This is a genomic window from Streptomyces botrytidirepellens (assembly GCF_003721215.1).
Lineage (GTDB): Bacteria > Actinomycetota > Actinomycetes > Streptomycetales > Streptomycetaceae > Streptomyces > Streptomyces himastatinicus.
In genome coordinates this window covers 1-9,279 of record NZ_RIBZ01000196.1, presented here as the reverse complement: position 1 = coordinate 9,279, position 9,279 = coordinate 1, and the positions used below count along the sequence as shown (strand labels likewise).

Genomic DNA, 9,279 nt, shown 5'->3' with positions numbered 1-9,279 from the left:
CGCGGGCCAACCCGCGGGGCGCCCTCGTCGTCTTCTTCTATGACGACTGACGCGCTCAGGTCGGGGCAGAAGACGCCGTGCTCACGTGATCACTCGGCGTGCACGTGCATCTGCTCATGCATTTGCCCATGCATAAGTAAAGAAACGCGGCTATCATCCCAGTCAGTTGACAGTTGCACTAATGCACGAACAGTGGAGAGCCCTGTGCGCGACCACCCGTACAACGGCATGGCGGCCGCGGACCTCCAGGGGGTCGTCTGGCAGAAGAGCAGGCACAGCAATTCCCAGGGGTCCTGTGTCGAGTTCGCCAAGCTTCCCGGTGGGCACGTGGCCGTACGGAATTCCCGCTTCCCGGACGGACCGGCACTCGTCTACACCCCGGCCGAGGTCGAGGCGATGCTGCGCGGCGCGAAGGACGGGGAATTCGATCACCTGGTGCACGACCCGGTCGGCCACGCGTGAGAGTCCGAGCGTGAGGGACCCCCTGAGAGCCCGCGCGTGACGTGGGCGCGTGAGCGACACTGGTATCGGTGGGGGTCGTTCTGATGTGAGACGGCGATGAGCGATGAACGGCTCGGTGCGCGTCGGACATGTCCTCGGGGTGCCGCTGCGCATGCACTGGAGCGCCCCCGTACTGATCGTCCTGCTCGCCTATGGACTCGGCCGCGAGACGCTGCCCGCCTGGACGCCCGGGCGGACCGGGCTCGTCTACGCGGTCGCGAGCGTGATCGGCGCTCTTCTGCTGATGGGGAGCCTGCTGCTGCATGAGGCCGCGCACGCGGTCACCGCGCGCGGCAAGGGCGTATTGGTGGAGGACGTCACGCTGTGGGCGCTCGGCGGCATGACCCAGATGGGGCGGCCGCGCACCGCCCGGATCGCCCTGCTCGTGGCCATCAGCGGCCCGCTCACCAGCCTGGCCATCGGCGGTATTGCCGTGGGCGCCGGGATCGGGGCCAACGCGCTGGCCGGATGGGGCGTACCGGCGGCGTTGCTGATCTGGCTGGGCTGGGCGAATCTGCTGCTGGGGGTGTTCAACCTGGTGCCCGCCGCCCCGCTGGACGGCGGCCGGGTGGTGCAGGCGGTGCTGTGGTGGCGTACGGGCGACCGGGACCGGGCCGAGCGGGCGGCCGGGCGCAGCGGCCAGATCTTCGGGGTGCTGCTCATCGCGGTCGGCTGGTTCTCGTTCGTGCGCGGGGAGGGCGGCGGGCTGTGGATCGCGCTCGTCGGGCTGTTCATCCTGGTGATCGCCAACGCGGAGCGGCAGCGGGCCGGTATCAACACGGCGCTGCGCGGGGTGCGGGCGGGCGACGCGATGTCGTCCCCGGTCGTGACGGGCGCCGACTGGCTGCCGGTGGGGCGGTTCATCGACGAGGTGGCCGCGCACTCACGCCACTCGGCGCTGCCGCTGCTGGACTTCGAGGGCCGGGTCAGCGGTGTCGTGGAGCTGCGCGCGCTGGCGGCGGTCCCGGCCGGGATGCGGGAGGAGCGGCGGGTGCGCGAGGTGGCGACGCCGCTGTCGCGGTGCACGGTCGCGACGTCGGACGAGCTGCTGAGCGAGGTGCTGGAGCGGGCCCGGCCGGGGGCCGGGGGGATGCCGGTGCTGGTGGTGGACGACGGGCATCTGGAGGGGATCGTCACCTCCCACGATGTGTCGCGCCTCTTCCAGCTGCACTCGCTGGGCATCACGACGGCGCCGCCGGAGGCGACGCCCCACTAGTCCACCCCACTAGTCCAAGGGACGGGGCAGGCGGAACAGGGCCCAGACGATCTTGCCGGGCAGCGTTCCGGCCAGCGGGTGCCAGCCCCAGCCGTCGGTGAACGACTCCACCAGATGCAGCCCCCGCCCGGACTCCTCGCAGGAGCCGGCCTCCCCGGCGACCGGTCCGGCCTCGCTGGGGTCCCGTACGGCGCACACCAGCCGTGAGGCGGAGTACATCAGGTGGAGCCGGACCAGGGGCGGTTCGGGTCCGTCCCCGGGCGGGCCGCCCGGCAGCGCCCCGGCGACCGCGTGCCGCAGCGCGTTGGTGACCAGTTCGGAGACGACGAGGGCCACCTCGTCGAGCAGTTCGGGTATGTCCCACTGCCGCAGCGTGGCGCCGGTGAACTGCCGCGCCCCCTTGACCGCGTCGTAGCGCGCCGGGAGGGAACAGGAGACGGCGCCGGAGACGGCGGAGGGATCGATGGCGGGAAGCCCTCGCCACAACGGTTCCAGCAGGGCCGTACCTTCGCTCCCCATGCGAGCACTCCTGCATCCGTGGCCCTGACGAATCCTGGCCAGATCTCGTACGAGCTTGCACGTGCGCGTACCCCATGGTTTCGAATGCCGACGGCGAATGCAAGGGCAAATGCACGTGCACGCAGGACTATTGAGGTGGTGCATGCATCTTTGCCACACTTTCGTTCTACGCACATATGCGTAGGACTCCCGGTCGGGTAACCGCTTGGGCACGGACCGGAGCCCGGAAAGTGGCAGACTTCGGCCTGCCGGGTTGCGGGGGCCCATCACCGGAAGAGCGCGTTCCGTACAGGGAGGGTCACGGACACATGACCGCAAGCGAGTCGAGTGGATCGGTGGTGCGCCGCATTCTCCTGGGCTCCCAACTCAGGCGGCTGCGCGAGGCCAGGGGCATCACCCGTGAGGCGGCGGGCTATTCGATCCGCGCCTCCGAATCCAAGATCAGCCGAATGGAGCTGGGCCGGGTGAGCTTCAAGGCGCGCGACATCGAGGACCTGCTCACCCTGTACGGGGTCACCGAGGAGGCGGAGCGCGCGGCGCTGCTCGGCCTCGCCCGCGAGGCCAACCTCACCGGCTGGTGGCACAGTTACGGCGATGTGCTGCCGGGCTGGTTCCAGACGTACGTCGGTCTTGAGGGCGCCGCCTCGCACCTCGCCGTCTACGAGGTCCAGTTCATCCACGGCCTGCTCCAGACCGAGGGCTACGCCCACGCCGTGGTCACCCGGGGTCAGCCGCAGGCGTGCGACTCCGAGGTGGAGCGGCGGGTCGCGCTGCGGCTGGAGCGGCAGAAGCTGCTGGTCTCCGAGCGGGCCCCGGCGTTCCACGTGGTGCTGGACGAGGCCGCGCTGCGCCGCCCCTACGGCGGGGCCGAGGTGATGCGCGCCCAGCTGCGGCACCTCCTCTCCGTCTCCGAGCAGCCGAACGTGACGCTCCAGGTGATGCCGTTCGCGTTCGGCGGGCACGCGGGGGAGAGCGGTGCGTTCACCCTGCTGCGGTTCCCGGAGTCCGACCTGCCGGACGTCGTCTATCTGGAACAGCTCACCAGCGCGCTCTACCTGGACAAGCCCGAGGAAGTGGGGCAGTACGAGCGGGCGTTGGAGCGGCTGGGGGCGGACAGCCTGTCCCCGGAGAAGAGCCGGGACCTGCTCGGGGGGCTCCTGCGCGAGCTCTGACCGATCAGTAGGATGACACCCTGTCAGGAATACCCCCCACGTGTTCGCGGGTGTCCGGATGCGGTCCCGCGTCCTCCAGATAGGGATGGCATGTCCTACTTCTCCGAGTTGGCCTTCCAGTACATCGGCGGTGAGTGGCGCACCGGCAGCGGTTCCTGGGACATCGTCGACTTCAACCCGTACGACGGGGAGAAGCTGGCCTCGATCACCGTGGCCACCGTCGACGAGGTCGACCTCGCCTACCGCACCGCCGAGCGGGCCCAGCCGGAGTGGGCGGCCCGCAACCCGTACGCCCGTCGGGCGGTCTTCGAGCGGGTGCTGCGCGTCATCGAGGAGCGCGAGAAGGAACTGACCGAGACGATCATCGCGGAGTGCGGCGGCACCCACGTCAAGGCGGGCTTCGAACTGCACCTCGCCAAGGAGTTCCTGCGCGAGGCGGTCCAGCTGGCGCTGCGCCCCGAGGGCCGTATCCTGCCGTCGCCCGACGACGGCAAGGAGAACCGCCTCTACCGGGTGCCGGTCGGCGTCGTCGGCGTGATCAGCCCGTTCAACTTCCCCTTCCTGCTGTCGCTGAAGTCGGTCGCCCCGGCGCTGGCCCTCGGCAACTCCGTCGTCCTCAAGCCGCACCAGAACACCCCGATATGCGGTGGCGGTCTGGTCGCGAAGATCTTCGAGGAGGCCGGGCTGCCGGCCGGGCTGCTCAACGTGGTCGTCACCGACATCGCGGAGATCGGTGACGCCCTGATCGAGCACCCGGTCCCGAAGGTCATCTCGTTCACCGGCTCCGACCGGGTGGGCCGCCATGTCGCCACCGTCGCGGCCTCGCACTTCAAGCGCGCCATCCTGGAGCTGGGCGGCAACAGCGCGCTGATCGTGCTGGACGACGCCGACCTCGACTACGCGGTGGACGCCGCGGTGTTCAGCCGCTTCGTCCACCAGGGGCAGGTCTGCATGGCCGCCAACCGGGTGCTGGTGGACCGGTCGGTGGAGCGCGCGTTCACCGAGAAGTTCGTGGCCAAGGTGAAGACGCTGACGGTGGGCGACCCGGGCGACCCGGCCACCCACATCGGCCCGCTGATCAACGAGAGCCAGGCCGAGGCCATCACCGCGCTCGTCGACCAGACGATCGCCGACGGCGCGACCGCGCTGGTGCGAGGGCGGGCCGACGGCACCCTGGTGGAGCCGACCGTCCTCGGCGACGTCCCCGAGGGCTCGGCGATCCTCCGCCAGGAGGTCTTCGGCCCGGTCGTGGTGCTGATCCCGTTCGACGGTGACGAGGAAGCCGTCCGGATCGCCAACGACACCGACTACGGCCTCAGCGGCGCCGTGCACACCGGCGACATCGAGCGCGGGGTGCGCCTCGCCAAGCGCGTCCACACCGGCATGATCCATGTGAACGACAGCACCGTGCACGACGAGCCGATCGTGCCCTTCGGCGGCGAGAAGCACTCGGGGGTCGGGCGGCTCAACGGGGAGTCGATGGTCGAGGACTTCACCACCACCAAGTGGATCTCGATCCAGCACGGTCGCAGCCAGTTCCCGTTCTGACGCGACGCCGGGAAGGCTTGCGGATTTTCGCGCTTGCGGACAGAAGCTGACCGCAAGCCTTCCTAATGTGAGGTTCGTCGAAGGGCACCCGACCCGGGCGCCCTCCTCGTGAAAGGCGGCAGCCATGCCCACCGTCGTGAACTCCGAAGCCTGCAAGGACGAGCGCTCCGCGCTGCTGGCCTATCTGGACGCGCAGCGCGGCGGCATCCGGCGCGCCGTGCACGGTCTGACCGAGGAGCAGGCCCGCAGCGCGCCCAGCGCGAGCGCGCTGTCCCTGGCCGGGCTGATCAAGCATGTGACCCAGGCCGAAGTGGGCTGGATCCGCAAGGGCCAGGGCCAGGTGGACGACTGGCCGCCGAAGGACGCGCTGGCGCAGTTCGAGGCCGGATTCACCCCCACGGCCGACGAGACGGTGCCGGTGCTGCTGGAGCGGTACGAGGCGGTGGCGCGCGCGACCGAGGAGGCCGTGCTCGCGCTGTCCTCGATGGACGACACGTTCGAGTCGCCCCGCTACCCGTGGGACGAGGGCGGCACCCGGACCTGGCGCTGGCTGGTCCTGCACCTGATCGAGGAGGTCGCCCGGCACGCGGGGCACGCGGACATCATCCGCGAGACGATCGACGGGAAGGGCGCGTTCGATCTGGTCTTCGAGACCGGTGCGATGCCCGAGCCCGATTGGTCGCTCATGGAGGGCTGACACCCCTACTCTGGACCCCAGCGCAGGTCAGGCTGGGGCAGGATGGGGAGACGGGCACATGTCAGCGATCCGGCTGCTGGTGCTGGGAGCGGTGCGCCAGCACGGGCGCGCACACGGCTATCAGGTCCGTAACGACCTGGAGTTCTGGGGCGCGCACGAGTGGTCCAACGCCAAACCCGGATCGATCTATCACGCGCTCAAACAGATGGCGAAGCAGGGCCTGATGCGCGCCCACGACGTGGCCCCGAGCACCGCCGGCGGCCCGCCGCGCACCGAGTACGAGCTGACCGCGGCGGGCGAGCAGGAGTACTTCAAGCTGCTGCGGGACGCCCTGCTGCGGCACGACCAGAAGATCGACGAGCTGACGGCCGGGGTCGGGTTCATCGTGGACCTGCCCCGCGCCGAGGCCATCGCGTTGCTGAAGGAGCGGGTGGCGGCGCTGGAGGGGTGGCGGGCCGAGGTCACCCGGCACTGGTCGCCGCCGCAGGACAGCCCCGACGAGTGGGGCCACATCGGCGAGATCATGAAGTTCTGGGTGCACTCGGCCGACAGCGGGGCCGAGTGGACCCGCGGTCTCATCGAGCGGCTCGAGGGCGGCGCGTACGTCATGGCGGGCGAGGGGGAGCGCTCGGTGGACGTCCTGCCGGACGGGGCGCCGAACCCGCACGCGGAGTAGTTCCGTCAGTAATCAAGTTTGACTAGACCCGGATCGGGGAGTACCTTCCGGAGGCTCGTAGTCAAATTTGACTAATGCGGCTCATTGCGGAGCGAGAGGGGAAGACCGTGGCCGACAGCGATCCCGCGATCGTCGTCGAAGGACTGCGCAAGACCTACGGAGCACCACGAGCCGGAGCACAACGGGCCGGAGGAAAGCGGCCCGGGGGAAAACCGGCCCTGGCCGGACTCGACCTGACCGTGCCGTCCGGCACCGTGCACGCCGTGCTCGGCCCCAACGGCGCGGGCAAGACCACCTGCGTCCGCATCCTGGCCACCCTGCTGCGCCACGACGGCGGCCGCGCCGAGGTCGCCGGGTACGACGTGCTGCGCCACCCCGACGAGGTCCGCCACCGCATCGGGCTGCTCGGCCAGCACGCCGCGGTGGACGAGGAGCTGAGCGGGCGGCAGAACCTGGAGATGTTCGGCCGCCTCCACCACCTCGGCGGGCGGCGCGCGGCGGCCCGGGCGGACGAGCTGCTGGAGCGGTTCGGCCTCGGCGACACCGGCACCAAGGCCGTCGGCCGGTACAGCGGCGGCATGCGGCGGCGGCTGGACCTGGCCGCGAGCCTCATCGTGCGGCCGCGGGTGCTCTTCCTGGACGAGCCCACCACCGGGCTCGACCCGCGCGGCCGCACCGAGGTGTGGCAGTCGGTCCGCTCCCTGGTCGGCGACGGTACGACCGTCCTGCTCACCACCCAGTACCTGGAGGAGGCCGACCAGCTCGCCGATCGCGTCTGCGTGGTCGACCACGGCCGGGCCGTCGCGGACGACACGACCGACCAGCTCAAGGCCCGCATCGGCGGGGACCGCATCGACGTCGTGCTGCGCGACGCCGGTCAACTGGCCGCGGCCGCCTCGGTGATCGGCATGGCCACCCGCGCCGCCTCGGTCGAGACCGACCCCGACCGGCGGCGGATCGGCGCCCGGGTCACCGATCGGGTCGCCGCCCTCACCGAGACCGTACGGGCGCTGGACGCGGCCGGGATCGAGGCGGAGGACATCGCCCTGCGCCGCCCCACCCTCGACGAGGTGTTCCTGCACCTCACCGGCGAACGGACGGATGAGCGGACCGGCGACGAGCCAGGCGATGAGACGCGCGCGAAGACCGTTGCCATGACCGCCGCCATGACCGAAGAGGAGACGTCCGTATGACCGCCATGACCCTCGTCGACTCCTGGACCATGACCCGCCGCGGCCTCGCCCACTGGGCCCGTCAGCCGGTCCAGGTGGTCGTGGGCCTGGTCTTCCCGGTGATGATGCTGCTGATGTTCGCGTACTTCCTCGGCGGCGGGATGACCGTCCCGGGCGGCGGCGACTACAAGCACTACCTGGTGCCGGGCATGCTCGCCCTCACCATGGCCTTCGGCCTCGAAGCCACCATGCTCGCGATCACCCAGGACCTCAACAAGGGCGTCATCGACCGCTTCCGCTCCCTGCCGATGGCCTCCTCCGCGGTCCTGATCGGGCGCAGCGTGCTGGACATGCTCCAGTCCGCGCTCAGCCTGCTGCTCCTCATCGGGGTCGGGCTCGCGATGGGCTGGCGCTGGCACGGCGGCATCGGCGACGTGCTGTTCGCGGTCGGGCTGCTGCTCTGGCTGCGCTTCGCGATGCTGTGGATCGGCATCTATCTGGGCCTGCTCGCCGGGCGCCCCGAACTCGTGCAGGCCGTGCAGATCCTGGTCTGGCCGATCGGCTTCCTGTCCAACGTCTTCGCCGCGCCCGAGTCGATGCCCGACTGGATCGGTTCGATCGCGGCGTGGAACCCGATGTCGGCGACGGCCACCGCGGTCCGCGACCTGTTCGGGAGCCCCGGGGGCCACGCCGCGTCGTGGGCCGGGGACCACGCCGGACTCCTCGCGGTCTGCTGGCCGTTGGCGCTCCTCGTGGTCTTCTTCCCGCTCGCCGTGGCCCGTTACCGGGGGCTCAGCCGCTGAGGGTCCGACCCGCCGTCCCCGATGCCAGCTATGTCACACCCCCACCCGACGTCGCCGGATGCGGATACGGTGCACGTATGGGGAACGACACGGCGGGCACGGGGGCGGCACGGACGAGCGGGCCCGGTTACGCCCTGCTCCTCGCCGCCGGTCCGATGGGCAAGCAGCGGCTGATGGACGCGGCTGCCGCGCTGCCACAGCTCGCGGCCGTGCCTCCGGCCGCGCTGCTGGGCACGCCCGGCGGCGCCAGCGTCGTGCAACTCGTGGACCCCGCCGATCCGCAGACCGTGCTCACGCACCTGCGGACGGCGGCCGCCCACCCGGGCCCGGTGCTCATCTATCTCGCGGGCCAGCTCACCCTGGACCACAAGCAGCGGATGCCGCACCTCGCGCTGGCCCGCACGACGCCGAGGACCGCCCGCTACACCGCGCTGCCGTGGCACTGGCTGGCCGCCGAGCTGGCCCAGCGGCCGCCGGGCAGCACCACGGTGCTCGCCGATCTGGTGGCCGACGAGACCGCCTGGCCACGGCTCTCCGACGGGCGGCTGCCGGTCGATACGCTCGCGGGCGGTCTCACGCTGTACGGGACGATCGCCCCGGCCCCGCCCAAGCGCCACCTCGCGGCGCCCGTCTACAGCCGCGCCCTCGCCGGGCTGCTGCGCGGCGAGGGTGAGGGCAGCCCGCCGTTCGCCCTGCTGCACCAGCAGGCCGCCGCCGAGGCGGGGCTGGGCGCCGGGCCCGGACTGCTGCTGGGCGCACCGGTGGAGGGCTACGCGGCGTACGAGGCGTCGGGGACGTACGGGGCGCCCGGGGCGTACGAGCCACAGGGAGCGTACGAGCCGCACGGGACGTACGAGACGCAGAGGCCACACCAACACCAGCCGCCCCAGGGAGGACCGGCCGCGCCGGGCGGCGCGGCGCCGTCAGCCTCGTCGCCGTCCGCCTCGCCGCCACCCGGGCCTCCGCCCGCGGCCG

At 71.3% G+C, this 9,279-nt stretch carries 9 protein-coding genes and 1 pseudogene; 9 read left to right on the top strand and 1 reads right to left on the bottom strand.

Going from position 1 to position 9,279, the window contains the following annotated elements; genetic code table 11:
* Positions 1-228: 228 nt before the first annotated feature.
* Positions 229-462 (top strand): DUF397 domain-containing protein, encoded by a 234-nt coding sequence (locus tag EEJ42_RS15235; protein ID WP_123100487.1) that lies wholly within the window; start codon positions 229-231, stop codon positions 460-462.
* A 103-nt stretch (positions 463-565) separates the two neighbouring features.
* Positions 566-1,717: a site-2 protease family protein gene (locus EEJ42_RS15230; protein WP_123100485.1), complete on the top strand. Its 1,152-nt coding sequence runs from the start codon at positions 566-568 to the stop codon at positions 1,715-1,717.
* A 9-nt stretch (positions 1,718-1,726) separates the two neighbouring features.
* Here the strand turns inward: EEJ42_RS15230 and EEJ42_RS15225 are convergent, their stop codons facing one another.
* Positions 1,727-2,236, bottom strand: a complete 510-nt coding sequence (locus tag EEJ42_RS15225) for an ATP-binding protein (protein WP_123100484.1) — start codon at positions 2,234-2,236, stop codon at positions 1,727-1,729.
* Between the two features lie 308 nt (positions 2,237-2,544).
* Here EEJ42_RS15225 and EEJ42_RS15220 point away from each other — a divergent pair, with 308 nt between their 5' ends.
* From EEJ42_RS15220 to EEJ42_RS15190, 7 genes and pseudogenes are all read left to right on the top strand, one after another.
* A complete protein-coding gene (locus tag EEJ42_RS15220; RefSeq protein WP_123100483.1) occupies positions 2,545-3,408 on the top strand; it encodes a helix-turn-helix domain-containing protein in 864 nt (287 codons plus the stop codon).
* A gap of 90 nt (positions 3,409-3,498) precedes the next feature.
* On the top strand, positions 3,499-4,956 hold the full coding sequence (locus EEJ42_RS15215; RefSeq protein ID WP_123100482.1) for an aldehyde dehydrogenase family protein: 1,458 nt from the start codon (positions 3,499-3,501) through the stop codon (positions 4,954-4,956).
* A gap of 124 nt (positions 4,957-5,080) precedes the next feature.
* Positions 5,081-5,653: a DinB family protein gene (locus EEJ42_RS15210; protein WP_123100481.1), complete on the top strand. Its 573-nt coding sequence runs from the start codon at positions 5,081-5,083 to the stop codon at positions 5,651-5,653.
* Positions 5,654-5,711: 58 nt separating this feature from the next.
* On the top strand, positions 5,712-6,329 hold the full coding sequence (locus tag EEJ42_RS15205) for a PadR family transcriptional regulator (RefSeq protein ID WP_123100480.1): 618 nt from the start codon (positions 5,712-5,714) through the stop codon (positions 6,327-6,329).
* A gap of 74 nt (positions 6,330-6,403) precedes the next feature.
* Positions 6,404-7,522 (top strand): ATP-binding cassette domain-containing protein, encoded by a 1,119-nt coding sequence (locus tag EEJ42_RS15200; RefSeq protein WP_425472897.1) that lies wholly within the window; start codon positions 6,404-6,406, stop codon positions 7,520-7,522.
* Positions 7,519-8,304 (top strand): ABC transporter permease, encoded by a 786-nt coding sequence (locus EEJ42_RS15195; RefSeq protein WP_123100479.1) that lies wholly within the window; start codon positions 7,519-7,521, stop codon positions 8,302-8,304. Before EEJ42_RS15200 ends, EEJ42_RS15195 begins: the two co-directional genes overlap by 4 nt.
* Before the next feature lie 77 nt (positions 8,305-8,381).
* Positions 8,382-9,279, top strand: a pseudogene (locus EEJ42_RS15190) (hypothetical protein); the annotation flags it as partial.